Here is a 25766-nt window from a genome sequence, read left to right on the forward strand (position 1 = left end):
GCCGGGGGCACTCGGGGCGCCCGGGCACTCGGGGCACTCGGCGCACTCGGGGCGCTCGGGGCACGAGATCGTCCCACGTTCGTCATCCCCGCTTCACACGCGGTGGATACGGTCGGCGAATGGGGAGAACATCGATGAAGGCCGTCATTCCTGCCGCGGGTCTCGGCACCAGGTTCCTGCCGGCCACCAAGGCCATGCCGAAGGAGATGCTGCCGGTCGTCGACAAGCCGGCCATCCAGTACGTCGTCGAGGAGGCCGTCGCCGCGGGTATCGACGACATCCTCGTCATCATCGGCCGCAACAAGAACGCGCTCGCGAACCACTTCGACCGGGTCACCGAGCTCGAGCACACGCTCGAGGCCAAGGGCGACGCGTCCAAGCTCGAACGGGTCATGCACTCCAGCAGCCTCGCCGACATCCACTTCGTGCGGCAGGGCGACCCGAGGGGGCTCGGGCACGCGGTGCTCCGGGCGCGCAAGCACGTGGGCGACGAGACGTTCGCCGTGCTGCTCGGCGACGACCTCATCGACGAGCGCGACGTGCTGCTCACGAAGATGATCGACGAGAGCACCGCCCGTGCGGCGACCGTGATCGCGCTCATGGAGGTCGAGCCCGACCAGATCCACATGTACGGCGCCGCCGCGGTCGAGCCGACCGATGACCCCGACGTGGTGCGCGTCACGGGCCTCGTCGAGAAGCCCGCGGCCGAAGACGCGCCCTCGAACCTCGCGATCATCGGCCGCTACGTGCTGCGCCCCGAGATCTTCGACGTGCTCGAAGAGACGCCGCCGGGCAAGGGCGACGAGATCCAGCTGACCGACGCGCTCGAGGTGCTCGCCGCCGACGAGCAGATCGCGGGCGGCGTCTACGGGGTCGTGTTCCGCGGGCGCCGCTACGACACCGGCGACCGGCTCGACTACATCAAGTCGGTCATGCTGCTCGCCCTCGACCGCGACGACCTCGGGCCCGACCTCGCGGCCTGGCTCAAGGACCTCGCCGAGAAGCTGCCGTGACCGAGCGCGTCGTGCCCGCGGCATCCGCTCGGGGTCTGCTCTCCCCTGCGGAGCTTGCAGACCGGCGGATGCCTCGACTCGTCGCCTTCGACCTCGACGACACGCTCGCCCCGTCGAAGAGCCGCATCGAGCCCGCCATGGCCGACGCCCTGGCGCGGCTGCTCGCGCACGCCGAGGTCTGCGTCATCTCGGGCGGGGACTTCTCGCAGTTCCGCACGCAGGTGGTCGATGCGCTCATCGGGGACCACTCGCTCGTCGGGGGAGCCGGGGGCGCCGGGGATGCCCCGCCCGCCGACCTCGGCCGCCTGCACCTCATGCCCACCTGCGGCACGCGCTACCTGCGCTTCGAGGCCGGCGACTGGCGGCAGGTCTACGCCGAGGACCTCACCGACGACGAGGCCGGCCGCGCCACCGCGTCGATCGAGCGTCGCGCGGGCGAGCTCGGCTACGACGAGGGCGAGACCTGGGGGCCGCGCATCGAGCATCGCGGATCGCAGGTGACCTTCTCGGCGCTCGGCCAGGCGGCGCCCGTCGCGGCCAAGGTGCGCTGGGATCCGAGCGGCGCGAAGAAGGCCGCCCTGCGCGCCGCGGTCGCGGTCGACGTGCCCGACCTCGAGGTGCGCTCGGGCGGCTCGACCTCGATCGACGTGACCCGCAAGGGCGTCGACAAGGCCTACGGCATGCGCCGCCTCATCGAGGCCACCGGCATCGCGGCGGCGGACATGCTGTTCGTCGGCGACCGCCTCGACCCCGACGGCAACGACTTCCCGGTCGTCGCCACCGGGGTGCCCTGCCTCGCCGTCGACGGGTGGCGCGACACGCTCGTCGTGATCGACGGGCTCGTCGCGGCGGGGCAATGAAGATCGTGTTAACTCTGGCGCCCGGCCGGTCGCGCGCGCCCGGGTCGGCGGTACGTTCCCATCAGCGGGGGCGCACCGACCTCGTGCAGTGACCGGCGCAGTGACTGACCTCGCGCAGTGACCTCATCAGGGGAGGCTCCATGTTCGACACGCTCAAGAAGCCGTTGCGGGGCCCGGTGCGCCGGGCGCAGCGCAACTGGGCCATGTACTCGGAGTTCCTGCGCGACTACCGCAGGTACCGCGACTCGGCCGCGCCGTCCGACCAGACCGTCACCGAGGTCGTCTCGGGCGTGAACCTCGAGGCCCAGCTCACCAAGGACTACCACCGGGTCGAGAAGGGCCTGAGCCTGCGCGAGCCGAAGCAGCCCTTCGGCGCGGCCGTCGAGCGGCGGCTCTCGATGCTGATCCCGGTCGCGGGGGCGGGGGCCGGTGCCGGTGCCGGTGCCGGAACGGTCGAAGCGCCCTACCTGCGGTTCGCCGAGGAGGCGAGGGGCGCCCTCGGCACCTGGAACCACAGTGGCACCGTCGACGACGAGCTGAGCCCGCAGGCCCTGCCCGCGCCGCTCTTCGGCGCCGTCGAGATGGACCGCCTCTTCGCGACACGGCACAGCGTGCGCGACTTCGACGAGCACCGCCCCGTCGAGCCCGCCACGGTCGAGGAGGCCGTGCGCCTCGCGACCTACACGCCCTCGGTGTGCAACCGGCAGGCGGGCCGCGTGCACGCCTTCAGCGGGGCCGACGACGCCGCGCGCATCCTCGCGCACCAGAACGGCAACGCCGGGTTCCGCCGCCAGGTGCGCTCGGTGCTCGTCGTCACCGTCGAGCGCGGCCTCTTCGCCGGCACCGACGAACGCAACCAGCGCTGGATCGACGGCGGCCTGTTCGCCATGACGCTCGTGTGGGCACTGCACGGGCTCGGCGTGAGCACCTGCATGCTCAACTGGTCGATGACGAACGCGCAGTCCGACGCCCTGCGCGAGGAGGCCGGCATCCCCGACAGCGAAGACGTCATCTGCCTCATCGCGATCGGCTACCCGCCCGAGCAGGGCTTCCGGGTCGCGCGCTCGCCGCGTCGCCCCGTCGGCCAGGTGCTCACCACCCACTGACCACGAGCGAGCGGATGCCTCGGGCCGCACGTCGGGCCCGAGGCAACCGCTCGTCGTGGTGCACGTTTCGCGGCGGCCCTCAGGGGCGGCCGAGGCCCTGGTACGTCCAGCCCGCGGCGCGCCACGCCTTGGGGTCGAGGCAGTTGCGCCCGTCGATGACCTTGCGCGTGCCGACCAGCGCGCCCGCCCACACCGGATCCAGGTGGCGGTACTCGTTCCACTCGGTCACGAGCACGACGAGGTCGGCGCCGCCGAGCACGGCCTCGAGGTTCTCGTCGAACTCGAGCTGCGGATGCATGCGCCGGGCGTTCTCGATGGCCTCGGGGTCGATCGCGACCACGTCGGCGCCGAGCCCGCGCAGGCGCACCGCGACGTCGATCGCGGGGGAGTCGCGGATGTCGTCGGAGAAGGGCTTGAAGGCGAGGCCGAGCACCGCGACCTTCTTGCCGTGCGGCTCGCCGTCGAGCGCGTCGACCGCGAGGTCGACCACGCGCTGGCGGCGCCGCAGGTTGATCGCGTCGACCTCCTTCAGGAACGCGACCGACTCGCCGCGGCCGATCTCCTCGGCCCGTGCGGTGAAGGCGCGGATGTCCTTCGGCAGGCAGCCGCCGCCGAACCCGACGCCCGCGCCGAGGAAGCGGCGCCCGATGCGGGCGTCGAGGCCGATCGCGTCGGCGAGCTGGGTCACGTCGGCGCCCGTCACCTCGGCGATCTCGGCCATCGCGTTGATGAACGAGATCTTCGTCGCGAGGAACGCGTTTGCCGACACCTTCACGAGCTCCGCGGTGGCGTAGTCGGTGACGATGAGCGGGGTCTCGGCGGCCAGCGCCTGCGCGTAGACCTCGTTCAGCATCGCCTCGGCGGTCGCCGCCGCCTCGGGGTCGACGGGCACGCCGTAGACGAGGCGGTCGGGGCTGATCGTGTCCTTCACGGCGAAGCCCTCGCGCAGGAACTCGGGGTTCCAGGCGAGGAACGCGCCCGTGCCGCTGTCGTCGATCTGCGCCGCGAGCCGCTGCGCCGTGCCCACCGGCACGGTCGACTTGCCCACGATGAGGTCGCCGGGCGAGACGTGCGCGAGCAGCTCCTCGATCGCCGAGTCCACGTAGCTCAGGTCGGCCGAGAACGACCCGCGCAGCTGCGGCGTGCCCACCGCCACGAAATGCACCGAGGCGCCCGCGGCATCCGCCATGTCCGTCGAGAAGGTCAGCCGACCGGATGCCACGGCCGAACGCAGCAGCTCCGGCAGGCCGGGCTCGAAGAACGGGGCCTCGCCCACCGCGAGGCGGGCGATCTTCGCGGCGTCGACGTCGATGCCGACGACCTCGTGGCCGAGCTCGGCCATGCTCGCCGCATGCACCGCCCCGAGGTATCCGCACCCGATCACTGAAACTCGCACGTCGCCGCCCTCTCATCGCGGTGGACGCCCGCTCGGGCGCCCCACCGGCCCTGCCCCAGTTCTAGCAGAGCCGCGTGCACGCTAGTCGGCGTCGGTTACGGGCCGGTGTCGTTCGGGGGAACCGCCGGGAGTCGGCGGCGGTGCCGGGACCGCTGCCGCGGGCGCCGGGGGCGCCTCCGCCGGCGTGGCCGCGCGGCCGCGGCGTGCGCCGGCCTCGACCGCGACGACGATGACGGCACCGAGCGTCGCGCCCAGCGTGTTGGCGATCACGTCGCGCACGTCGGTCGTGCGGCCAGGCAGGAACAGGTGCTGCACGAGCTCGGCGAGGCAGCTCAGCACCAGCCCGGCGACGCTTGCGGTCACGACGCGAGACCGGCCCGACCGGGGCGAACCCACAGCGATGAGCAGCCCGAGCGGCGCGAACAGGGCCATGTTGAAGGCGAACTCGACGAACGGGTAGCTCGCCCACTGCGGGATGCCGAGCACGGCGATGGCGTCGAGCAGCGGACCGAACCGCACCAGGCCGCCCGCGCCGTCGATGTGCACCGGCCAGAGCAGGAGCACCGCGAGGCCGACGGCGTAGGCCGCCGCCAGTGCGATGCGCCAGCGACGCCGTGCCTGCCCCGTCATCGGGCAAGACTAGCGCCGCGCGATGACCGCGTGGTTTCCGGCCGTGATCGGGCCGGTGTCGCAGGCCTGTGCGGGCGCCGTGCGTCGCGGGGACGTCGCGTGATCGTAATGACGGGTTAACGCTTCCCGACTAACGTCGAACTGTCGCACAAGGGGGCTCGGGCGGCAGTTCGCATGTGTTCTGGCGCTCCATCGGCACTGATGCGCCACCGGGTCCCTCGACGATCGGAGAAGCGCATGACGAATCCCATCTCCCGACGAACCCTGCTCACCGGAGCCGCGCTGCTGGCCCCCGCCGCCCTGGCGACCGTCGCCTACGTCGACCCGCTGGCTCCCGAGTTCTGGCGGCCGGATGCCGCCGCCCAGCCGGCCTCGGTGACGGCGGCGGTCTCCGCGACCACGGTTCGCTCGTTCGGCCCGAACGGCACGCACTGGCCGACCCATACGCCCAAGATCGGATCCACGTTCAAGACGGTCATCGACGTCGCCTGCGACTGGACGGCGATCGGCCGCGCCATCGCCTCCGTCACCGACGCGCAGATCGCCGCGGGCGTGCACATCCGCGTCGCGTCCGGCACCCTGCCGGGCTACGGAGCGTCGTCGGGTTCCGCGGCGGCGCTCAAGGGCGTGGGCCGCGGCACCGCGTCGAAGAACATCCTCGTGTCGCCGAAGAACGGCTGGGGCTCGGTGACGGTCGCCGATTCGGCGCGCCTCGTCGCGGTCAAGGGCGTCACCTTCGCCCGCATCAACGGCCGGTTCATGCTGCTCACCGACTGCAACCGCACGGCGTGGGCGCAGTCCAAGGTGTCTCAGGGATTCCGGATGACCTCCTCGAACGGCATCCTCAAGGAGTGTTCGGCGCACGAGGTCGTGATGGCCGACGCGAAGATCGACATCAACGACCCGTTCGGCTACGCCGCAGGCGCCAACTCGATGATCACGGACTCGCTCTGGGAGGGGTGCTACTGCGCCCCCGTCTTCCGCCCGAGCGGGGCGAAGGACCACATCGACACGTTGCAGATGTACGGCAACGGCGCCTACCGCGGCCTGACGATCCGGGACTCCACCTTCTTCGGCGGCCTGAACAGCGCCCTGCAGATCGGCGGTGCGAAGGTGCAGGACCCCGACCTCGGCACCCCGTTCGTGACCTTGGACCACTCGATCATCGCGGCGCAGAGCGCCGCCATCCGTGCACGCTACCCGCTGCCCGCGGGCGCGTACGAGCCCAAGCTCGGACAGGCGATCAACGGCAGCGGCGAGCCCGGCCAGCTCTACGCGAAGGACACCTTCGTGTTCGGCTCGATGTACGACACCCAGTGGGCCTCGGTCGTGAACAGCTCCACCTCGTACGAGCGGGCCGCGGCGAAGAACCCCGCCGCGACCGGCGGATGGCACGTCGACACGTCGATGAGCTCGCTCGGCGCCGCGTGGTTCGACCAGCAGACGCCCACGCCCACCGACGCGTACCTGAAGCGCATCTGGGCCTGAGGCGGCGCTCGCCGTGCCGACCGGGGCGCCGCTCGAGCGAGCGGCGCCCGGTCCGGCCGGGCTAGCCCCGGCCCATGCCCACGTAGCGCCAGCCGGCGGCCTTCCAGGCCGCGGCGTCGAGGGTGTTGCGGCCGTCGATGACCGTCTCGGCGCGGGCGATCGACTTCACATGCGCCGGGTCGAGGGCGACGTACTCGGGCCACTCCGTCACGAGCACCACGAGGTCGGCGTGACGCAGGGCCTCCTCGGTCGCCGAGGTGTAGAGCAGCTGCGGATGCCGCAGCCTGGCGTTGTCGATGCCCTCGGGGTCGGTGACGACGACGTCGGCCCCGAGCCCCTTCAGCTGCACCGCCACGTCGAGCGCCGGCGAGTCGCGCACGTCGTCGGAATGCGGCTTGAACGTGACGCCGAGCACCGCGACCTTCTTGCCGAACGGCGCCCCGCCGAGGGCGTCCACGGCGAGGTCGACGACGCGCACGCGGCGCCGCAGGTTGATCGCGTCGACCTCCTTGAGGAAGGCGACGGACTCGCCCCGGCCGAGCTCCTCGGCCCTGGCCGTGAACGCGCGGATGTCCTTCGGGAGGCATCCGCCGCCGAACCCGACGCCCGCGTTCAGGAACCGGCGCCCGATGCGCGCGTCGTGCCCGATCGCATCGGCCAGGCTCGTGATGTCGGCCCCCGTCACCTCGGCGATCTCGGCCATCGCGTTGATGAACGAGATCTTCGTCGCGAGGAACGCGTTGGCGGCGACCTTCACGAGCTCCGCGGTGGCGTAGTCCGTCACGATGCGGGGCGTGCCCGCGGCGATCGCCGTCGCGTACACCCGGTCGAGCACCTCTGCGGCGCTCGCCTCGTCGACCCCGTAGACGAGCCGGTCGGGCTCGATCGTGTCTTTCACGGCGTAGCCCTCGCGCAGGAACTCGGGGTTCCAGGCGAGGCTCGCACCCGTGCCGGACTCGGCGATGCGGTCGGCCAGCCGGCGTGCGGTGCCCACCGGCACAGTGCTCTTGCCCACGATGAGGTCGCCCTCCTTCAGGTGCGGCACGAGCGCCTCGATCGCGGCATCCACGTACTTCAGGTCGGCGGCGTACCCGTCGGCCGCCTGCGGGGTGCCGACCGCGATGAAGTGCACGGTCGCCTCGCCGGCCTCGGCGATGTCGGTCGAGAACCGCAGCCGCCCCGTCGCGCCCGCCGAGGTGAGCACCTCGGGCAGCCCCGGTTCGAAGAACGGGGGCCGGCCCGCCTGCAGGGCGCTCACCTTGACGGGGTCGACGTCGATGCCGATGACCTCATGGCCGAGCTCGGCCATCGCCGACGCGTGGACCGCGCCGAGATAGCCGCATCCGATCACGGACAGCTTCATACGTGGATCCTCTCCTCGGGGACGTGGACGGGACGGCGCACGCGACATGGCGGGCGCCGGGTGGTGGCGGTGCTCAGTTGCGGATCGCGACCGTGATGGGCGCGCTCGTGCCGACGTTGCCCGCGGCGTCCGTCGCCTTCGCGGTCACGCCGTAGGCGCCGTTCGGGTACTTGCGCGAGTCCATCACGGCCCGCCAGGTTCCGTCGGCCTGCCTGGTCATGTTGCCGAGCTTGGTCGTGCCGGCCCAGAGCACCACGGTCGTGACGCCCACGTCATCGGTGGCCGTGGCGGTGACGACGACGGATGCCCCCGAGACCGAGCTGCCCGAGTCCGGTGACGTGAGCGCGACGACCGGAGGCGTTCGGTCGGGCGTCGGGGTCGGGGTGGGCGTCGGCGTCGGTGTGGGCGTCGGCGTCGGTGTGGGTGTGGGCGTCGGTGTGGGCGTCGGGGTCGGGGTGGGCGTCGGTGTGGGGGTCGGGGTCGGCGTCGGTGTGGGCGTCGGCGTGGGTGTGGGTGTCGGGGTCGGTGTGGGCGTCGAGCCCGTCGGCACGGCCGAGATCAGGTAGCCGAAGTACTTGCCCGCCACCGGCCTCGTGGGGTCGCCGGCGAAGACGTGCCCGCGCGCGGCGGCGGCGGCAGCCTGGCCGCGGATGATGTCGATGACCTCGTCGGTCGAGCGGCCGTCGCAGGGGCCGTACGCGTAGCAGGCGACGACGACGCCGCTCGCGGCGCCCGTCGCCATGCTCGTGCCGCTCGCGATGTACCCGTACTGGTTGCCCTTCTTGGTCGTGTACGGGCAGACTCCGGGCGCCGCGATCGTGTGGGCCTGGTCGGCCGCGCTCACCGCGTAGTTCGTCGTCGAGGCGTAGGCGTCGTCGACCGTGTTCGAGCTGCACGGCGCCGTGCCGCGCCCGCCCGGCTTGCCGTCGAAGTCGGCCATGTTCGTCACGGCGAGCACCTCGTCGAAGTTTCCGGGGGAATACAGGGCGAGGTCCCGGCTGGAGTTGCCCGCGCCGACCACGATCGAGATCCCGCGCGCGGTCAGGGCGCAGACCGCCTGGTGCACGGCGTCGCCGTTCGTCCTGCCGCAGTCGCCGTCGTCGGAACCGGTGTAGGCGATGCTCATGTTGACCACGGCGATGTCCTTCGCCGCGGCGTTCTCGGCCACCCATTCGAGGCCGCAGAGCAGCGACTGCACGGTGCCGAGCAGGTCGTTGCCGAGCACGCGCACGGAGTGGATCGGCACGCCGGGTGCGGTGCCGAGGATGCCGTTCGCGTTGTCGATCGCGCCGAGCACGCCGGCGACGCCGGTGCCGTGTCCGTCACCATCGGCGGCCGTGCCCGTCGGGAGGCAGTTGATCGCCGTCGCGAGATTGAGATCGGTGTGGGTGCTGACGCCCGAGTCGATCACCGCGACCCCCGGCCCGTTCCATGCCGCGCCGCTGCCGGCACTCACGGGCGGCTGGTCCGCCTCGACGGCGCCGACCGCCGGCGGCACGGTCTGGGCGAGCGCCTTCACCGGCGCCTCGGGCATGACCCCGAGCACCGACGGATCCTCCGAGAGCAGGGCGGCCTGCTCGGCCGTGAGCGTGGCCGAGAACCCGGCGAAGATCGCGTCATAGCTGCGGGCCGGAACCACGCCGGAGGCCTCGATCGCCGCATCGCGAGCCGCGACATCCGTGAAGCTGACCGTGTACGGACCCGCCGGAGGCGTCTCGGCGGCAGCCCGCGGAGCGCCGATGACGGCCGACGTCACGAGCACGGCGGCGGCCAGGCTCGCGAGTGCGACGAACCGGCGGCGGGCGCCGCCGACCGTTCGCGGCGGGGTGGATTCGATCTCGGACATCGGGACTCCTCGGTTCTGCGATGGCGACGACTGCACGGGTGACAGGGTCGGTTCTGGTGAACGGGTGTCGCGACGGTGCGACCGTAGGGCTCAGCGGCGCATCGACGCCTCCGGGAGCGGATCGGCGACCCGCCCCGGATCTCGGACGGCCCGGTAGAGCGCGACGGTCTCGCGGGCGATGGGCTCCCAGTCGAGGCGCTCCAGCGGTGCGCGTGCGGCGCGCGGCATCGCGGCCCACTCGAGGGTGCGCGCGAGCTCGGCCGCGTCGAAGTCGCCCTCGTAGCAGCGCACCCAGTCGGAGCCGACCAGCGCCTGCAGCTCGCGCATCGCGCCGAGCGAGGGCACCACCACGGGGCGGTCGGCCGAGAGGGCGAGGATCGCGGACCCCGAGTTCTGGATCGCCCGATACGGGAGCACGACCACGTCTGCGGCGCGGATCCAGCCCATGATCGCGGCATCCGACTGAAATGCGAGGTCGAGCACCACGCGCGGATCCGACGCGGCGGCCGCGACGATCTCGGCCGCGAGCCCGGCGCCCGCGGGCTTGCCTGCGATCACGAGGCGCAGGCGCTCGTCGCCCGTGTGCGCCACGACGGTGCGCACGAGATCGGGGATGTTCTTGTAGCTGCGGATCATGCCGACGGATGCCACGACGAGGGCATCGCCGTCGAGCCCGCGCTCGGTCCTGGCATCCGCCCGTGGGATCGACACGTCGTAGTCGAGCCGGTAGTGCCCGTGCGGGGTGACCGCGCCCTGCGCCGCGGCGAACTCCGGATACGCGGCGCGTGCGGCCTCGAGCCCGCCCTCGCTGAGCGAGAGCAGGGCGTCGACCTCGTCGACGAGCAGCCGGCGGTGCATCGCGCGCAGGCGCGGCGTCGAACGCTGCTCGTGCGAGGCGACGTTGTGCACCGTCCACACGAGCTTCGTGTCGTTGCGCAGGCGCGCGACGCGCAGGCCTGCGCGGAAGAGGAGCAGGCGCGCGCGCACCCGCCACCGCCGACCGGTCAGGAAGGTCAGCTCGGGCCAGTGCAGGTGCACGATGTCGATGCGGCTCGTGAACAGCCGCACGTAGGACAGGTCGCGCACGGTGTGGCCGTCGGCGGCGATCGTGGCGTAGAGGCGGGCGTTGTACGGGTTCGCGTGCGCCGTGCGGAACGCGGGTTCGGCCTCGATCACGAGCGGGCGATCGGCGTCGCTCAGGACGGTCTCGTCGCGCAGGCCGCGCTCGCCGCGCTCGCCGCTCATGTCGCGACCGCCTCGGGGAGCTCGGCGTCGGCCTTCGCAGCATCGGCGTCGGCCTTCGGGAGGGCGGCGGCGGCCCTCGGACGCTCGCCGATCAGCTTCGCCGGCACGCCGCCCGCGATCGCCTGCGGCGGCACGTCCCTGGTCACCACGGCGCCCGCGGCGATGACCGCACCCGCGCCGATCGTGACGCCCGCGAGCACGACGACATTGGCGCCGAGCCACGCGCCGTCGCCGATGACGACGTCCTGCTCGATCTTCGGCTGGTCCATGATCGCGACCTCGCCCTGCACGATGCCGTAGTTCGACGCCGTGAGCGTCACGTTCGGCGCGAACAGGCACTTCTCTCCGATGACGATGCGACCCGTGCTGTTGCCCGCCCAGATGACGCTGTGCTCGCCGATGTGGCTGCCCGCGCCGATGCTGATGCGCTCCGCGTTGCGGAACGACACGTTCGGCGCCATCGACACGCCCTCGCCGAGCGTCAACAGCCGCACCTGGCGCACATGCGAGTAGCTCGAGAAATGCGCGAGGCGGAACGCGTGCAGGTACGTGCGCAGGTCGAGCAGTGAACGGGCGGCACCGGAGATCTTCGGCATGCTCACCTGCCCGCGATCGAGGGGACGGCCGAGGGCACGACCGAGGGCGCGGCTGCGAACGACTCGGCGATCACGGCCATGACGGCGTCGATGTCGGTCGTCGCGCGGGCGGTGACCGAGATCGAGAGCTGCGTGCCGTACGAGCAGGCGAGGCAGGCGAGGTCGTCGCGCGGGTCGCCGGCGGGCCAGCCCGTCACCGACTCGATGGGCGCCTCGCCGAAGAAGCGCTGCTTCGGACCCCACGTGATGTAGGTCGCGTAGCCGCGCCAGTCCGTCGCCCCCAGGTCGCGGGGGGCGCGGTCGTCGACCGCGGACTGCACCTGGGCCCGCACGGAGGGCACCACGAGCTCGAGCGGGTCGGCGCTCGGCACGGTCACCTTCACGATGCTGATGTGGTTGCGCACCGAGGCATCCGCTCGGGTTCGACGCGAGATCGGCACGAGCAGCGACACCGTCTCGGAACCGGGTTCGAGGCCTGCGACCGCCCGCAGCGTCGCCGCGACGGTGAGGTCGTGGATCGTGCCGCCGAGTCGGTAGGCGAGCTTCGTCGCGGGTGCGAGGTCGACCTCGAGGGAGCGCGAATGGCGCGGCACGAGCAAGCGCTCGGCCTCACCAGAGGCCACGATCGCCTGGTTCTTCAGCGGGCGGATGAGTCGGCCGCCCCAGCGGCGCAGGCGCCGCAGGAAGGGCTTGCGCCAGTACTCGTGCCAGGCCGCCCCGATGCCGTCGCGGTCGGCCCGCCAGGCGCGGAACGCGATGGCGAGCACGCCGAAGCCGGTGCGCGGCGGAACGCCGACGGCGTCGCGGTCGGCCTCGGTGATCTCGGGCAGCGACGGCGTCGGCGTCGTGCCGGCCACCACGTCGCCGATCTTCAGGCCGAACAGCGCATCGCCGATGACGTGATGGTAGCGGGCCACGATCGCGACCCTGCCGCTGTCGAGTTCGACGACGCGGAAGTCCCAGAGCGGCCGGGCCGGGTCCAACGGGCCGTTCAGTCGACCCGTGAGCGCCTCCACCCGCTGCGGGTCGTCGGGCTCGATCGTCGGATGCAGCGTGACGTGCCGCGCGATGTCGAGGTGCTCGACGGGCACCCAGGCCGGCGTCGTGAGGCGCAGGGGGGTGGGCACGAGGCGCTGCCGCATGGCGGGCACGCGCCAGGTCAGCGCGTCGAGGCGGTCGCGGACGGCGGCGAGGTCGATCGTGCCGTCGACGGCCCGCAGGCGCTCGCCGTCGAGCACGAGCGCGGCGGCCGCGATCATCGACTCGAAGGCCACCACGTTGGCGACGTACTTCTCGTCGAGCGTGCCGATCAGCTCGGCCCTCGTCTCGCCTGCGCTCATCTGGCCCTCCCGTGGTCTCGATCGATGGGGGTCTCCAGCACCGTGGCGGGCGGCGGATGCTCGTCGACGAAGGTCGATCCGTCGAGCCGCATGCCGGCGCCCGCGAAGAAGCCCTGGCGGATGCCGCGGAGCATCGCCCGATCGGCCTTGCCGCGTCGCGGATCCCGCATGTGTCGAACGACACGGCCGCCCGTGCGCTTGAGCAGCACCGCGAGCGTCGCGACGCCGAGCGTGAACCGCAGGCGCAGGAGCTTGTTCGCGAGCGCGCCGAGGCCGAGGCCGTAGCCGTGGTGCAGCTCGGTGTACGAGTCGCCCTGCCGCGTGTTCATGTGGTGGATCACGCACGAGGGGTCGTGCACGATCGCGTGCCCCGCCTCGAGGAGGCGGCAGAACATGTCCAGGTCCTCCGCGCCGGCCAGCGTGCGCCCCGCGCCGAGCACGGGGTCGAAGCCGCCGAGCTCGAGCACGAGCTCGCGACGGAAGGCCATGACCGCGCCGTGCCCGGCGTCGATGCCCTGCACCGCACGCGTGAACCGCCTGGCCGGCTCGACCTCGCCGGTGCCCACCAGGGTGTGGTCGAGCATGCGCCCGGTGACGGCCCCCACCCGCACGTCCTCGAAATGCGCGAGCACCGGATCGATCCACCCCGCGACCGCGATGCAGTCGTCGTCGGTGAAGAGCACGAGCGGCCGGGTGCTCGTCTGCAGCCCGAGGTCGCGGGCGATCGAGAGCCCGCGCACGTCGCTGCGCACGTACGACGCGCCCGCGGCATCCGCGGCGTCCTTGGTGCGCCAGTCGTCGGAGGCCGAGTCCACGACGAGCACCTCGACGCCCTGCGGCAGCGACGCGAGGATCGACTCGAGCGCGGCGCCGAGCATCGTGGCACGGTTGCGCGTGCAGACGATCACGGCGAGGTCATGCGGCGTCGGCACGCAGGGCCCTGTTCGCTGCGGGGGCGATGGTCGACGTGTACGCCTCGACGAGGCTGCGCGCCGCCGCTGCCCAGGTGAGTTCGGGCGAGTGCGCGAGCGCGCCGCGCCGAAGACGTGCGAGCGTCGCGGGGTTCTCCGAGAGCCGGTCGAGCTGGGCCGTGAGGGCCGCGACGTCGCCGGTCTCGTGCACGAGGCCCTGCACGTCGTGCTCGAGCAGCGCGCCCGCCGCGGTCGAGACCAGGGGCACGCATCCGGCCGCCTGGGCCTCGTAGGTCACGAGGGCGCTGCCCTCCTCGATGCTCGGCAGCAGCAGCACGTCGGCCCTCGCGAGCTCGTCGAGTGGCGACGCCGTGATGCCGCGCAGCTGCACGCTCGGATGCTCGAGCCGGTCGCCGAGCACCGCGCGGTAGGCCTCGTCGACGGCGCCGAACACGAGCAGGCTGCCCCGCTCGCTCGCCGAGGAGGCGAGCCAGGCGTCGAGGGCGAAGTGGAGTCCCTTGCGCGGCTCGACCCGCCCGAGGAAGACCGCCGTCAGCGGTGCGCCCTCGACGTCGTGCCGTTCGACCGGTGCCGCGGGCGTGCAGCCGTATCGATGACGGCGCAGGCGAGACTCGTCGAAACCGCGGTCGAGGAACGTCGTCGCGACGGCGTCGGACGGCACGAGCAGCGCCGTGGCGGTCGCCCACTCCCGCTCCTCGGTCGCGAGCCGCACGGGGTCGGCGGCGTGCGAGGAGCCCTCGCGCGGTGCGAGCCCCAGCCGGGCGGACTCCGCCGCGACGACCTCGTAGGCGTTCGCCGTGTGCGTGTTCGGCACCTCGCGATACGAGCGGATGCCTCGTGCCTGCGCCGCCTCGATCGTGCGCGTCGCGGCGAGCGGCCACACGTGCACGAGCTCGGGTCGGCGCCGGGCGGTCGCCCGCGCCGCGACCCGGTCGTGCCAGGCGAGGGCGCGATCGCGTCCGAGGGCACGGTGCGGGACGCGCCGGCCGGCGATCTCGAGCGAGGTCGTCACGGAGGAGAGCCCGTGCACCGGGCGCGCGACGCTCGCGGCGACGAGGTGCACGTCGTGGCCGGCGCGAACGAGCTCGTTGACCTGGTTCCAGGCGGTCCAGCCGATGCCGGGCGCACCGAAGGCGTGCGGAAAGCTGTAGAGGACCGAGAGGCGTCTGCCGCCCCCCGCCGATCTCGTCGAGCCCATGAGATACCCCCGTGACGCGGACTGTGTCCTTCCAACCATCGAGGGCGAGCCCGACGGACACAACGGGATGCCGCCCTTCGACTCGCAGAGTTAACAGGCGCGCAACAGAAAGCGGGGACGCCGTTAATACCCCGGTCCCAGCATGAACGTGACGAAGTGTTCTCCATCTCATCTGCGACGGCGCACCGGGTTCCGAGTGATCGGTACGGGGGCACGTCGAAGCATCCGGGCCGTCCGGTCGCGAATCCGAGGGGAACGAACACATGGAGACTCCGAAGTACCTCCAGACGTTGTGGAGCTACAAGTGGCTGCTGGCCTTCGGCCTCGTCGTGGCCGTCGTCGCCGCGTTCTTCGCCGGCTTCACCGTGACGAACGGCGAGATCCAGTCGCGGGCGGTCAAGTCCTACACCGCGAGCACGACGGTGCTCGTGACGAGTCCGAACGACACGCTCTTCCAGTCGCAGATCCCGGGCCAGACCATCGAGGAGGGCGTCTCATCGCCCGAACCGCTCGACCTGGCCGCCGCGACGCAGATCTACGCGTACCTCGTCTCGGGCATGCAGATCCGCGCCGAGGTCGAGGCGACGACCGGCCCGCTCGACGAGGACACCGAGTCGATCACGGCGATCCGCCGCACGACCCAGCCGGCGGGCGACGAGCGGTTCCCCGGCTCGCTCAAGCTGCCCGTGCTGCAGATCGTGGGCACCGCGCCGACGGCCGACCGCGCCGAGGAGCTCAGCGCCACGGCGACCGACGTCTTCCTCGGGTACGTCGCCGAGCAGCAGCAGGCCAAGCAGATCGCACCCGAGGATCGGGTCGAGCTCGAGGTCCTCGTCTCGGGCGCCGCCGTCGCCGGCGAGACGAGCAATCCCGCCATCCCGATCGTGGCGACCGGCTTCGCCGTGTTCCTGGCGTTCGTCGCCCTCGCCTTCGTGCTCGCGGCGATCAGGTCCGGCCGCGGCAAGCGCAACCGCCCTCGCCGTCGTTCGCGTACCGCCGCCCCGAACGGCGACGATCCGAGGCCGACCACGGGCGCCATCGAGGAGATCGGCGCCGATGACGACCAGCACGTGCTCGTCGGCGCCGGCACCCGGGCGGACTGAGGCTCGCATGAGCATCGCCCACGGCACGTCGCGGGCGGCCGACGAGTCGGCTCGCGGCCTCGACCGGAACGCCGTTCCGGTCGCATCGCGGCCCGATCGGCCGAGTCGTCGCCGCGTCGCCGTCGCCGCGGCCGTGCTCGCGGCCGGCGCCCTCGGCGCCGTGCTGCTCATGCCGCCGATGATCGCCGCGGCCGCACTCGCGCTCCTCGCGCTGCTCGTGCTGTTCCGGCGGTACGTCTTCACCTGGAACGCGATGATCATCGGCCTGGCCGCGGTCATCATGCTCGTGCCCGCCCGGCGGTACGCGATCCCGATCCCGCTGCCGTTCCAGCTCGAGCCCTATCGGCTCGTGCTCGGCATCGTCATCATCGCGCTCGTCGTCTCGCTCATCCTGAAGCCCGACGTGCGGTGGCGTCCGGTCGCGTTCGGCTGGCCCATCGGCATCTTCCTCGCGACCATCGCGGTCTCCTTCGTGGTCAACGCGACCACGCTCGCGAACGAGGCGCTCATCGGCACCGCGCTCGGCGGCACGCTCCAGATGCTCTTCATGCTGGCGGTGTTCTTCACCTTCCGGCTGCTCATGCGCAGTGAGCGCGACGTCATGCTCCTGATCACCTTCGTCACCTGGGCCGGCGTGTTCGTCTCGTTCTTCGCGATCGTCGAACGGCTCTCGCGGTTCAACCTGTTCCTCATGCTCGGCAACGTGCTGCCGCTGACCCTCCTGCGCGAGGGCGGCGACGTGAGCCGCGCCGGCGTCGCCAGGGCGTTCGGCTCCGCGCAGCATCCGATCGCCCTCGCCGTCGCGCTCTGCATCCTCATTCCGCTCGCGGTGTACCTCGCGAAGTACGCGGCCTGGCCGCTCAACGAGATCAACCGGCGCATCGTCTACGGCGGCGCGACCATCATGCTCTTCGGCGGCATCATGGCCGCGATCTCGCGCACCGCGGTCGTCGTGCTCGCCGTCATGTTCCTCGTGACGCTCGTCTTCCACCCCAGGGTCGCCGGCGTGCTCTTCGCGATCGCGCTGCCGGTCATGCTGCTCGCGGCGGCCGTGATCCCGAAGGTGTTCGACTCGATGGTGCTCTCGTTCCTCGACATCGACTCGCTCGTCGCCTCGCAGTACACCTCGGCCGGCATGGGCGGCGCCGGGCGACTGGCCGACCTCGAGCCCGCGATGGCGCTCGTGCAGCAGCAACCGTTCTTCGGCAGCGGCTTCGGCAGCCGCATCGTGATCGGCGACGAACGCAACGCCTTCATCCTCGACAACCAGTTCCTCGGCACGCTCATGGAGACCGGCGCCCTCGGCGTGCTCGGGCTCGCGGTGCTGCTGCTCGTGCCGCCGATCATGCTCCTGCGCTTCGCCTTCGCGCAGGCCGCCGAACGACAACACGCTGTGCTCGCGCTCGCGATCGCCGTGGCGATCTCGGGATACATCGCCGCGATCTTCTTCTACGACGCGTTCGGCTTCTTCCAGACGTTCTTCATCCTCTGCATGCTGCTCGCGGCGGGCGCCTGGCTCCTCACCGAGGCGCCGAGGCGATCGTCCGCCGCGAAGACGCCGGTCGCGGCATCCGACCCCGCACCCGTCGACGCGTCGCACCTCGAGGAGGCCGCGCGATGAGTCCGACGATGTCCATCGTGATCCCCGCGCACGATGAGGCCGCGGTCATCTCCCGGCTGCTCGAGGCGCTGGCGGAGGACCCGCGCGCGGCCGACTGCGAGATCGTCGTGGTCGCGAACGGATGCACCGATGCGACCGTGCGCATCGCCCGCACCTTCGAGCCGCTCGTGCGGGTCGTCGAGATCGACACCGCGTCCAAGATCGCGGCCCTCGAGGCCGGCGATGCCACGGCCACGGCGTTCCCGCGCGCCTACGTCGACGCCGACGTGCTCGTCGACCTGTCGGCCCTGCTCGCGCTCGCCGACCTGCTCGACCGGCCGGGCGGCCCGCTCATCGCCTCGCCGCGCTTCGAGGTCGACACGTCCGAGGCATCCTGGGCGGTGCGCCAGCACTACCGCATCTGGGAGCTGACCGACTATCGCACCGCGGGGCACATCGGCTCCGGTGTCTACGCCCTCTCTCGGGCCGGGCGCGAGCGGTTCGGCTCGTGGCCCGACGTGATCGCCGACGACCGCTTCGTGCAGCAGCTCTTCGAGCTCGACGAGCGCGGCACGCTCGACGACCACGTCTTCTCGGTGCGCAGCGCGCGAACGCTCGGCGCGCACCTGCGCCGCACGACGCGCATCGCGCGCGGCAACCTCGAGCTCCCCGACGACGCGCAGCTGCGTTCCGACGAACCGATCGGAGACCGCATGTCGAACCTCGTCGGCCGCGTCGCGAGACGCCCGTCGCTCTGGCCGGCCTTCGCGGTGTACTGCGTGACCGCGACCGTGCCGCGCCTGCGGGCCAGGCGGGCGGTGCTCGACCAGGCCTCGCGGGACTGGGCACGCGACGACACGAGCCGGGTGAGCGCATGAGCGGACCCGGCACCGACCGCCTCGCGCACACCTCCTCGCGCGGCGTCTTCGTGACGATGGGCGGCTTCGGCGGCAAGACGCTCATCCAGGTGGCCTCCACGGTCGTGCTGGCGCGCATGCTGACGCCGGCGGACTTCGGCCTCGTCGCGATGGTCACGGCGATCGTCGGCGTGGCCGACCTCGTGCGCGACTTCGGCCTGACCGGCGCGATCCTCCAGGCCAGGCAGCTGAGCGAGCGCATGTGGATGAGCGTCATGTGGCTCTCGGTCGCCCTCGGCGTCGGGCTCATGGCGATCATCGCCGCCTGCGCGCCGCTCATCGCGATGCTCTACGACGAGGAACGGCTGGTGCCGCTGACCCTCGCGATCGCCCCGATCCTGCTCATCAACGGGCTCTCGATGCCCATGCAGGCGCGCGTGCAGCGCGACCTCAGGTTCGGCACGCTCGCGAACATCGACGTCGTCTCGATGCTCTGCGGCGTGGTGCTGGGCATCGGCGCCGCGGCGCTCGGCTGGGGGGTCTGGTCGCTCGTCGTCATGTCGGGGGCCGGGCAGCTGTACCGGCTCATCGCCCTCTGGGTCGCAGCGCGACCGAGGTTCGGTCGGCCGCACATCTCGCGCGAGGTCGTGCCGCTCGTCACGACCGGCGGCAGCATCTTCGGCGTGCAGCTGCTGAACTACGCGGCCAAGAACGCCGACAACGTCATCATCGGCCAGCAGATGGGTCCGGCCGCCCTCGGCCAGTACTCGCGGGCCTATGCGCTCTACCTGCTGCCGATGCAGCAGCTGAACGGCACGCTCGGCCGGGTCGCGCTGCCCGTGCTGAGCAAGCTGCAGGACGACGGCGACCGCTACCGCCGGTACGTGCGCGGGGCGCTCATGATCATCGGCTACCTCACGATCCCGGTGTACGCGGTCGCCGCGGCCGTCTCGTCGCCGCTGATCGCGATCCTCCTCGGGCCGGGGTGGGAGCAGGCGGCCACGCTCTTCAGCCTGCTCGCGATCGCCGGCATCGCCCAGTCGATCGGCAGCGTGCTCGGCTGGCTCTACATCACGCTCGGGCGGGCGCACCGCCAGCTCGTGTACTACCTCATCACCCGGCCGATCATCATCGGCGGCTACTTCCTCGGCCTCTGGTGGGCCGGCGTCGAGGGGCTCGCGCTCGTGTACGGGCTGCTGAGCCTCCTCCTGCTCGTGCCCGGCTTCTACTACGCCGTGTCCGGCACCTTCGTGCGGGTGGGCGACATCCTCCGGCCGATCCTCCGGCCGGTGCTGCTCGCGCCGCTCTGCTTCGGGGCCGCCTTCGCGGTCGAGCGCGCCACCGACGCGATGCCGACGATCGTGCAGCTGCTGCTCGGGGTCGCGGCGGGCGTCGTGCCCCTGTTCGCCTGCCTCGCGATCCCGGCCTACCGACGCGACCTCGTCGTCATCATCGGGTTCGTCAAGCAGGTGCGCAAGCCGGCCGCGGCGAAGGTCCAGAGCCCCACGGATGCCTCGGGCGATGACTCAGCCGACACCTCGGGCGGCGCCTCGGGCGGTGCCTCGGGCGGTGCGGATGCCTCGGGCACGACGGATGCCTCGGGCACGACGGATGCCGCCGCGAAGCGCACCGCCGACGCCTCCGCCGAACGGGGGGCCGGCGCATGACCCGCTCCTCGAAGCTCATCGGCGGCGCGCTCGCCGTGCTCGTGGCGGTCGCACTCGCCGCCTGCTCGCCGAGTGCCGCGGCTCCGCCCGAGGCCACCGCCCCCGTCGAGACGGTGCAGCCCGCGGCGCTCCCGACCGTGGCGACCCTCGGGATCCTGGGCGACTCCGTGTCGCTCGGCGTGAACGCCTGCGCCGAGCAGGGGCAGTGCGCGGCGGCATCGTGGTCGGGCGGCAGCGAGCCGGCGGTCGACTCGGTCGCCAGGCGGCTGGCCGCGGCATCCGGAATCGAACCCGCCGTCGTGAACGCCGCGAAGGACGGCGGCGATGTCGCCGATGCGCTCCGCCTGGCCGACGAGATCGTCGCCGCGCAGCCCGAGCTCGTGACGGTGCTGCTCGGCGGCAACGACGCCTGCGCGCCGTCGCTCGCCGAGATGACCTCGGCGGCCGACTACGAGGCCCGCCTCGGCGAGCTGCTCGCGAGGCTGAACGCCGACGTGCCCGGTGCGGGCATCCTCGTGCTCTCGGTGCCCGACCTGCACCACCTCTGGGAGATCGGCCGCGGCGACCCCGCTGCCGTGCGGGCGTGGAACAGCAGCCCGTCGTGCAAGAACCTGCTCGGCTCGGCCGACGACGACTCCGCCGAGGCGAACGAGCGCCGCGACGCCGTCGCCGCACGGGTGCTCGAGTACAACGCGGCGATCGAACGGGTCTGCGCCGCCGCCGAGCGCTGCATCGACGACGACGGCGCCGTGTACGCCTACCCGTTCACGACCGACGAGATCTCCGCCATCGACCACTTCCATCCGTCGGCGGCCGGGCAGCGGGTGATCGCCGGGATCGCCTGGGACGCACTCGAGAAGGGCACGCGATGACCACCATGCTCGTGGCGATCTCCGGAGGCCACCTCGCCCAGCTGCACATGCTCGCGCCGCGCATCGCGGCGGGCGACGAGGTCGTCTGGATGACCGACGACACGGCGCAGAGCCGTTCGCTCCTCGAGGGGCAGAAGGTCGTGCACGTGCCCACCAGGCCGCCGAGGGACACCATGGGCGTGCTGCGCGACACCCGCATCGCGACCCGGGCCCTCTCGGAGCACGGGGTCGACCGCGTGGTGAGCTCGGGTGCGCAGATCGCGCTGTCGGCGCTCATCCCGGCCCTGCTGCGGCGCGTGCCGTTCAGCTACGTCGAGTCCGCGACGCGCGTCACCGACCTCTCGACGACGGGCAGGCTCATCGACCGCATCCCGTCGGTGCGGCGCTACGTGCAGTACCCGAACCGCGCGTCGGAGCGCTGGGGCTACGCGCTCTCGGTCTTCGACGGGTTCCGCGTCGAGGCCATCGAACCCGAAGCCGCATCCGTCGAGCGGCCCGTGGAGCGCGCCGTCGTGACGGTGGGCGGCAACGGCGACTACGGGTTCCGCCGGCTCATCGCCTCGGCCGCCCGCGTGCTTCCGGCCGATGCCGAGGTGCTGTGGCAGACGGGGTCGACGGATGTCTCGGGCCTCGCGATCCACGCGACCCCGACGGTGCCCTCCGCGACCCTCTCGGCCGCCCTCGCCGAGGCCGACGTCGTCATCGGGCACGCGGGCACCGGCACCGCGCTCGCGGCGCTCAGCGCGGGCAAGGTGCCCGTGCTCGCGGCGCGGTCCGTCGCGCAGGGCGAGCATGTCGACGGCCACCAGGACGACCTCGCGGCCTTCCTCGCCGAGCGCGGCCTCGCGATCGTGCGGCCGGCCGACGAGATCACCCCCGAGGACCTCCGCGAGGCGATGCGCCGCCGCGTCACCCGGCGCGACGACCTCGCGCCCGTGAGCATCTGAGCCCGGACGAAGCGGCGAGCGGAGAACATCGTGCCGGAACTCAGCATCGTGGTCGTCAACTACAACACGCGCGAGGCCACGAGCGCGTGCCTGGCCTCGGTGATCGAGGCCTCGCCGGGCGTCGACCTCGAGCTCGTCGTCGTCGACAACGGCTCGGTCGACGGGAGCGCCGAGGCCTTCCGCGAGCGATTCCCCGGGGTGCACGTCATCGAGGCAGGTGAGAACCTCGGCTTCGCGCGCGGCGTCAACCTCGGTGCGCGCGCGGCGACCGGCACCTGGCTGCTGCTGCTGAACCCCGACACGATCACGTTGCCGGGCTCGCTCGAGGCGCTCCTCTCGTTCGCGCGCGTGCACCCCGAGTACGGCGTCTTCGGCGGGCGCACGCTGCGGCCCGACGGAACCGTGGACCCGAGCTCCTGCTGGGGCGCGCCGAGCCTCTGGTCGCTGGCGATGTTCGCGACGATGGCCTCGACCGCCTTCAAGCGCACGCGCCTCTTCGACCCCGAGTCGCTCGGGCGCTGGCAGCGCGACACCGTGCGCGAGGTGCCCATCATCACCGGATGCCTCCTGCTCGTTCGGCTGGGCGACTGGCAGCGCCTCGGCGGCATGGATGAGGACTACTTCCTCTACGGCGAGGACGCCGAGTTCAGCCTGCGCGCCGCGCGCTCCGGGCTGCGGCGGGTCGTCGTGCCGGCCGCGGCCATCGTGCACGAGGTCGGCGGCTCGAGCGACGCGGGCGGGGCGAAGGGCTGCATGGTCATGGCCGGCAAGGTCACCCTGCTCCGCAAGACCTGGTCGCCGACCCGTGCGTCGATCGGCGTCGGCCTGCTCCTCGCCGGGGTGGGCATGCGCGCGGCGCTCGAGACCGCGACCCGGCGCGGTCGTGCGCCGTGGCGCACGGTCTGGCGACGCCGGGCCGACTGGCTCGGGGGCTACCCGCGGGCCGAGGTCACCCTGTTCGGACGCGAGCCGGCGACGGCCTGAACCCCGAACACCCAGTCGCGCACCTCGTCGACGAAGCGCGAGGTGTCGAACTCCAGGGCGCGGGCGCGTGCGGCATCCGGCGCGATCGCCCGCACCGCGTCGACGGCCGCGGCGAACCCGCTCGGGTCGTCGGGCTCGTAGTGCACGCCCGTCACCCCGTCGACCACGGACTCGGCGGCCCCTCCGACGCGGTTCACGACCACGGGGCATCCGGCGGCCATCGCCTCGACCGGGATGATGCCGAAGTCCTCGACGGGCGAGAACACGAACGCCAGCGCCCGTTGGAAGAGGGCCCGCATCATCTCGTCGGAGACGCGTCCGAGCACGTGCACCGGAACGGCCGCCGTCGCCGCGAGCGCCTCGAGTCGCTCGCGTTCGGGCCCGGAGCCCGCGACCACGACGGGCAGGCCGAGGTGGGCGCCCATGCGGATGACGGCGTCGTGGCGCTTGTACGGCACGAGGCGCGACGCCGCCATGAGGAACCCGCGATCGGGCAGCGTCTCGAGCAGTTCCCGCTCGGTCGGCGTGAGGTGCACCGCCCAGTCGGGCACGCCGGCGATCGACGCGGCGTCGACCGGCGGGTGGATGACGCGTGCGTCGCGGTCCCAGGCGCGCCGGATGCGGTCGCGCACGAACGCGCTGTTCGCAGCCAGGGAACCGGATGCCGCCGCCGCGCGCCGGTCCATGCCCCGCAGGTACGCCCTGGCCAGCCCGGCGAGCGGCACGACGGTGCGGCTGTCGAGGTCGGGTTCCCAGAGGTAGCGCGCCGGCGTGTGCACGTACGAGAACTTCGGCACGCCCTGCGACGTGCCGAATCCGGCATGGTGCGCGAACACGTAGCTGCTGGTGACCACCCACTCGGGCTCGAGCTCGCCCCATCCGCGGCGCCACGTACCCGACATGAGCGGGAGCGAGAGCGCCTTCCTGCCGCGCAGCGGCGTGCGCGCGAGCCAGGACTCGTCGACGGTGTCGGGCGGGAACCTCGTCGGGTCGTCGTTCCAGAGGCAGGCGACACGGGCCTGGGGCAAGGCCATGCGCAGGCCGTCGAGCACCTGTTCGGCGCCGCCCGACTCCTCGATCCATTCCTGAACGATCAATCCGGTCATGTGCTCGTCCGCTCTGCTCGTCGGGTGTTCGGGGGTCAGTAGGCGCCGTGGCTGCCGAGCACCGCGCGCGCGGTCTTCAGGAGGATGACGATGTCGCCCGTGAGCGACCAGTTCTCGACGTAGTAGAGGTCGATCTTCACGCTCTCGTCCCACGTGAGGTTCGAGCGGCCGCTGACCTGCCAGAGCCCGGTGATGCCGGGCTTGGTGAGCAGGCGGCGGTTGACGTCCTCCTCGTAGCGCTCGACCTCGGCCGGCAGCGGGGGCCGAGGGCCGACGAGGCTCATGTCGCCGACGAGCACGTTCCACAGCTGGGGCAGTTCGTCGAGCGAGTAGCGGCGCAGCGTGCGGCCGATCGGGGTGATGCGCGGATCGTCCTTCACCTTGAAGAGCACCCCGTCGGCCTCGTTGCGCGACGCCAGTTCGGCGAGCCGGGCCTCGGCGTCCACGACCATCGACCGGAACTTCAGCATCGTGAACCGCGACCCGCCGACCCCGACGCGCTCCTGGCGGAACAGCACGGGGCCGACGCTCGACAGGCGCACGGTCATCGCGATCGCGGTGATGAGGGGCAGCAGCAGCAACAGGAGCCCGCCCGCGACGACCACGTCGAAGATCCGCTTCACGGCGTGCGTGACGCCCGTGTACTGCGGCAGGTCGACGTGCACCATCGGCAGCCCGCTGATCGGCCTGAGGTGGATGCGGGGACCCGCGACATCCGTGAGCCTGGAGACGAGGATGAGCTCGGTGTTGGAGTTCTCGAGGTCCCAGCCGAGGCGCCGGATCGTGGCATTGCCGCCCGGCAGGTCGCCGGCGACGATCACCGCGCGCGTCCTGGTGCGCTTGGAGGTGGCCGCGAGGTCCTTGAACTCGACGGCCGGCAGGTCGACCGCGGCCCGCACGCTCGATCGCGACGATCCCGCGTACGTCGCGCCGATGGCGCGGTAGCCCACGCGGTACTGACGCCGGAGCTCAGCGACGACGCGGGCCACGTCGTCTGGCCGGCCGACGATGATCGCCCCGGTCGTGCACCGGCCGGAACGACGCATGCGATGCAGCACCCAGCGCCAGGTCATGCGCCCGAGCACGAGCAGCACCAGCCCGAGGGGGAACGCCACGGCGAGGTATCCGCGGGCGATGTCGATCTGGAACAGGAACGCGACGGCCGCGAGCGTGCCGAACGTGAGGAAGGTGGCGTTGACGACCCGCTGGTACTCGACCATGCCCGTGCCGATGTTGCGCAGCATGCGCGACCTCGTCGCCGACAGCGCGATGAGCCATCCGACCGCGATCACCGCCGTGAGGGTGAGGTACGCGAGGTCCGCCTGCGGCGTCGACGCACGCAGTCCCGTGGTCTGGAAGCGGAGGAGCTGGGCCACGAGCAGGGCGCCGAGCACGAGGGCGGCGTCGGTCACCGAGAGCGCGAAGACGAGCCGGTGCCGCCAGCCAAGCCGTCGCGGCTGCGCGACCACGCGCTGCTTGACCGTCGACGCGCGCTCCAGCAGGCGCTCGGTCGGCATGCCGAGACGTGCGATCGGTTCGGCTTCACTGGACATCGGACCCCCTCGGACGTCAGTCGGCGTTCAGCGGTACCGGCGTCGCGGACGACCGCCGGTGCCC

The 25766-nt window shown here is 72.2% G+C and carries 22 protein-coding genes; 11 read left to right on the plus strand and 11 right to left on the minus strand.

From position 1 onward, the window contains the following. The first annotated feature begins 119 nt into the window (after positions 1-119). The 3 genes from galU to AC3IPY_RS05485 all read left to right on the plus strand — a co-directional run bounded on the left by galU (position 120) and on the right by AC3IPY_RS05485 (position 2979). A complete protein-coding gene (galU, locus tag AC3IPY_RS05475) occupies positions 120-1013 on the plus strand; it encodes a UTP--glucose-1-phosphate uridylyltransferase GalU (protein ID WP_489187221.1) in 894 nt (297 codons plus the stop codon). 68 nt (positions 1014-1081) lie between these two features. Beyond that, positions 1082-1873, plus strand: a complete 792-nt coding sequence (locus tag AC3IPY_RS05480) for an HAD hydrolase family protein (RefSeq protein WP_489188250.1) — start codon at positions 1082-1084, stop codon at positions 1871-1873. A gap of 140 nt (positions 1874-2013) precedes the next feature. Next, the gene (locus AC3IPY_RS05485) at positions 2014-2979 is read left to right on the plus strand and encodes a nitroreductase family protein (RefSeq protein ID WP_489187222.1); all 966 of its coding nucleotides are present in this window, start codon (positions 2014-2016) and stop codon (positions 2977-2979) included. A gap of 79 nt (positions 2980-3058) precedes the next feature. On the opposite strand, the gene AC3IPY_RS05490 is transcribed toward AC3IPY_RS05485, so the two are convergent. Continuing rightward, on the minus strand, positions 3059-4375 hold the full coding sequence (locus AC3IPY_RS05490; protein ID WP_489187224.1) for a UDP-glucose dehydrogenase family protein: 1317 nt from the start codon (positions 4373-4375) through the stop codon (positions 3059-3061). Between the two features lie 81 nt (positions 4376-4456). Beyond that, positions 4457-5005: a VanZ family protein gene (locus AC3IPY_RS05495; protein ID WP_489187225.1), complete on the minus strand. Its 549-nt coding sequence runs from the start codon at positions 5003-5005 to the stop codon at positions 4457-4459. Between the two features lie 237 nt (positions 5006-5242). On the opposite strand from AC3IPY_RS05495, the gene AC3IPY_RS05500 reads away from it, so the two are divergent. Next, the gene (locus AC3IPY_RS05500) at positions 5243-6493 is read left to right on the plus strand and encodes a hypothetical protein (RefSeq protein ID WP_489187227.1); all 1251 of its coding nucleotides are present in this window, start codon (positions 5243-5245) and stop codon (positions 6491-6493) included. A 61-nt stretch (positions 6494-6554) separates the two neighbouring features. Here the strand turns inward: AC3IPY_RS05500 and AC3IPY_RS05505 are convergent, their stop codons facing one another. The 7 genes from AC3IPY_RS05505 to AC3IPY_RS05535 all read right to left on the minus strand — a co-directional run bounded on the left by AC3IPY_RS05505 (position 6555) and on the right by AC3IPY_RS05535 (position 15013). Continuing rightward, positions 6555-7856 (minus strand): UDP-glucose dehydrogenase family protein, encoded by a 1302-nt coding sequence (locus AC3IPY_RS05505; RefSeq protein WP_489187228.1) that lies wholly within the window; start codon positions 7854-7856, stop codon positions 6555-6557. 73 nt (positions 7857-7929) lie between these two features. Next, positions 7930-9702 carry an Ig-like domain-containing protein gene (locus tag AC3IPY_RS05510; RefSeq protein WP_489187229.1) on the minus strand — a complete coding sequence of 591 codons (1773 nt, stop codon included), beginning with the start codon at positions 9700-9702 and terminating at the stop codon, positions 7930-7932. 90 nt (positions 9703-9792) lie between these two features. Further along, positions 9793-10947 carry a glycosyltransferase gene (locus AC3IPY_RS05515; protein ID WP_489187230.1) on the minus strand — a complete coding sequence of 385 codons (1155 nt, stop codon included), beginning with the start codon at positions 10945-10947 and terminating at the stop codon, positions 9793-9795. Beyond that, positions 10944-11543, minus strand: coding sequence for an acyltransferase (locus AC3IPY_RS05520; RefSeq protein ID WP_489187231.1), 600 nt, complete (start codon positions 11541-11543; stop codon positions 10944-10946). The genes AC3IPY_RS05515 and AC3IPY_RS05520 overlap by 4 nt, the downstream gene beginning before the upstream one ends. 2 nt (positions 11544-11545) lie before the next feature. Beyond that, positions 11546-12883: a wax ester/triacylglycerol synthase domain-containing protein gene (locus tag AC3IPY_RS05525; protein ID WP_489187232.1), complete on the minus strand. Its 1338-nt coding sequence runs from the start codon at positions 12881-12883 to the stop codon at positions 11546-11548. After that, positions 12880-13815 (minus strand): glycosyltransferase family 2 protein, encoded by a 936-nt coding sequence (locus AC3IPY_RS05530; protein WP_489187233.1) that lies wholly within the window; start codon positions 13813-13815, stop codon positions 12880-12882. The genes AC3IPY_RS05525 and AC3IPY_RS05530 overlap by 4 nt, the downstream gene beginning before the upstream one ends. Beyond that, complete coding sequence (locus tag AC3IPY_RS05535; protein ID WP_489187234.1) at positions 13799-15013, minus strand: glycosyltransferase family 4 protein; 1215 nt, start codon at positions 15011-15013, stop codon at positions 13799-13801. The genes AC3IPY_RS05530 and AC3IPY_RS05535 overlap by 17 nt, the downstream gene beginning before the upstream one ends. A 263-nt stretch (positions 15014-15276) precedes the next feature. On the opposite strand from AC3IPY_RS05535, the gene AC3IPY_RS05540 reads away from it, so the two are divergent. From AC3IPY_RS05540 to AC3IPY_RS05570, 7 genes are read left to right on the plus strand one after another with little or no spacing between them, the layout of a single operon-like run. Next, the gene (locus tag AC3IPY_RS05540) at positions 15277-16116 is read left to right on the plus strand and encodes a hypothetical protein (RefSeq protein WP_489187235.1); all 840 of its coding nucleotides are present in this window, start codon (positions 15277-15279) and stop codon (positions 16114-16116) included. 7 nt (positions 16117-16123) lie between these two features. Then, entirely contained in the window at positions 16124-17737 is a 1614-nt protein-coding gene (locus tag AC3IPY_RS05545) for an O-antigen ligase family protein (protein ID WP_489187236.1), read from the plus strand. Beyond that, positions 17734-18594, plus strand: a complete 861-nt coding sequence (locus AC3IPY_RS05550) for a glycosyltransferase family 2 protein (RefSeq protein WP_489187238.1) — start codon at positions 17734-17736, stop codon at positions 18592-18594. The genes AC3IPY_RS05545 and AC3IPY_RS05550 overlap by 4 nt, the downstream gene beginning before the upstream one ends. After that, a complete protein-coding gene (locus AC3IPY_RS05555; RefSeq protein ID WP_489187239.1) occupies positions 18591-20240 on the plus strand; it encodes a lipopolysaccharide biosynthesis protein in 1650 nt (549 codons plus the stop codon). Before AC3IPY_RS05550 ends, AC3IPY_RS05555 begins: the two co-directional genes overlap by 4 nt. Then, positions 20237-21112, plus strand: a complete 876-nt coding sequence (locus tag AC3IPY_RS05560; RefSeq protein ID WP_489187240.1) for an SGNH/GDSL hydrolase family protein — start codon at positions 20237-20239, stop codon at positions 21110-21112. Before AC3IPY_RS05555 ends, AC3IPY_RS05560 begins: the two co-directional genes overlap by 4 nt. Further along, the gene (locus AC3IPY_RS05565; protein ID WP_489187241.1) at positions 21109-22059 is read left to right on the plus strand and encodes a glycosyltransferase; all 951 of its coding nucleotides are present in this window, start codon (positions 21109-21111) and stop codon (positions 22057-22059) included. The genes AC3IPY_RS05560 and AC3IPY_RS05565 overlap by 4 nt, the downstream gene beginning before the upstream one ends. Before the next feature lie 30 nt (positions 22060-22089). Continuing rightward, positions 22090-23043, plus strand: coding sequence for a glycosyltransferase family 2 protein (locus AC3IPY_RS05570; RefSeq protein WP_489187242.1), 954 nt, complete (start codon positions 22090-22092; stop codon positions 23041-23043). Here the strand turns inward: AC3IPY_RS05570 and AC3IPY_RS05575 are convergent. Next, complete coding sequence (locus AC3IPY_RS05575; RefSeq protein WP_489187243.1) at positions 22992-24149, minus strand: glycosyltransferase; 1158 nt, start codon at positions 24147-24149, stop codon at positions 22992-22994. The two genes, AC3IPY_RS05570 and AC3IPY_RS05575, sit on opposite strands and share 52 nt — an antisense overlap. Before the next feature lie 35 nt (positions 24150-24184). Further along, on the minus strand, positions 24185-25702 hold the full coding sequence (locus tag AC3IPY_RS05580) for a sugar transferase (RefSeq protein WP_489187244.1): 1518 nt from the start codon (positions 25700-25702) through the stop codon (positions 24185-24187). Positions 25703-25766: the final 64 nt, after the last annotated feature.

The sequence above is a fragment of the Agromyces sp. GL_144 genome, from assembly GCF_057834305.1.

What these genes read in the sequence shown, in the direction of transcription:
- AC3IPY_RS05550 (WP_489187238.1), top strand. Translation starts at nt 17,734, where the DNA reads ATGAGTCCGACGATGTCCATCGTGATCCCCGCGCACGATGAGGCCGCG.
- galU (WP_489187221.1), top strand. Translation starts at nt 120, where the DNA reads ATGGGGAGAACATCGATGAAGGCCGTCATTCCTGCCGCGGGTCTCGGC.
- AC3IPY_RS05535 (WP_489187234.1), bottom strand. Translation starts at nt 15,013, where the DNA reads ATGGGCTCGACGAGATCGGCGGGGGGCGGCAGACGCCTCTCGGTCCTC.
- AC3IPY_RS05515 (WP_489187230.1), bottom strand. Translation starts at nt 10,947, where the DNA reads ATGAGCGGCGAGCGCGGCGAGCGCGGCCTGCGCGACGAGACCGTCCTG.
- AC3IPY_RS05495 (WP_489187225.1), bottom strand. Translation starts at nt 5,005, where the DNA reads ATGACGGGGCAGGCACGGCGTCGCTGGCGCATCGCACTGGCGGCGGCC.
- AC3IPY_RS05560 (WP_489187240.1), top strand. Translation starts at nt 20,237, where the DNA reads ATGACCCGCTCCTCGAAGCTCATCGGCGGCGCGCTCGCCGTGCTCGTG.
- AC3IPY_RS05565 (WP_489187241.1), top strand. Translation starts at nt 21,109, where the DNA reads ATGACCACCATGCTCGTGGCGATCTCCGGAGGCCACCTCGCCCAGCTG.
- AC3IPY_RS05580 (WP_489187244.1), bottom strand. Translation starts at nt 25,702, where the DNA reads ATGTCCAGTGAAGCCGAACCGATCGCACGTCTCGGCATGCCGACCGAG.
- AC3IPY_RS05555 (WP_489187239.1), top strand. Translation starts at nt 18,591, where the DNA reads ATGAGCGGACCCGGCACCGACCGCCTCGCGCACACCTCCTCGCGCGGC.
- AC3IPY_RS05540 (WP_489187235.1), top strand. Translation starts at nt 15,277, where the DNA reads ATGGAGACTCCGAAGTACCTCCAGACGTTGTGGAGCTACAAGTGGCTG.
- AC3IPY_RS05525 (WP_489187232.1), bottom strand. Translation starts at nt 12,883, where the DNA reads ATGAGCGCAGGCGAGACGAGGGCCGAGCTGATCGGCACGCTCGACGAG.
- AC3IPY_RS05485 (WP_489187222.1), top strand. Translation starts at nt 2,014, where the DNA reads ATGTTCGACACGCTCAAGAAGCCGTTGCGGGGCCCGGTGCGCCGGGCG.
- AC3IPY_RS05545 (WP_489187236.1), top strand. Translation starts at nt 16,124, where the DNA reads ATGAGCATCGCCCACGGCACGTCGCGGGCGGCCGACGAGTCGGCTCGC.
- AC3IPY_RS05505 (WP_489187228.1), bottom strand. Translation starts at nt 7,856, where the DNA reads ATGAAGCTGTCCGTGATCGGATGCGGCTATCTCGGCGCGGTCCACGCG.
- AC3IPY_RS05510 (WP_489187229.1), bottom strand. Translation starts at nt 9,702, where the DNA reads ATGTCCGAGATCGAATCCACCCCGCCGCGAACGGTCGGCGGCGCCCGC.
- AC3IPY_RS05520 (WP_489187231.1), bottom strand. Translation starts at nt 11,543, where the DNA reads ATGCCGAAGATCTCCGGTGCCGCCCGTTCACTGCTCGACCTGCGCACG.
- AC3IPY_RS05480 (WP_489188250.1), top strand. Translation starts at nt 1,082, where the DNA reads ATGCCTCGACTCGTCGCCTTCGACCTCGACGACACGCTCGCCCCGTCG.
- AC3IPY_RS05500 (WP_489187227.1), top strand. Translation starts at nt 5,243, where the DNA reads ATGACGAATCCCATCTCCCGACGAACCCTGCTCACCGGAGCCGCGCTG.
- AC3IPY_RS05575 (WP_489187243.1), bottom strand. Translation starts at nt 24,149, where the DNA reads ATGACCGGATTGATCGTTCAGGAATGGATCGAGGAGTCGGGCGGCGCC.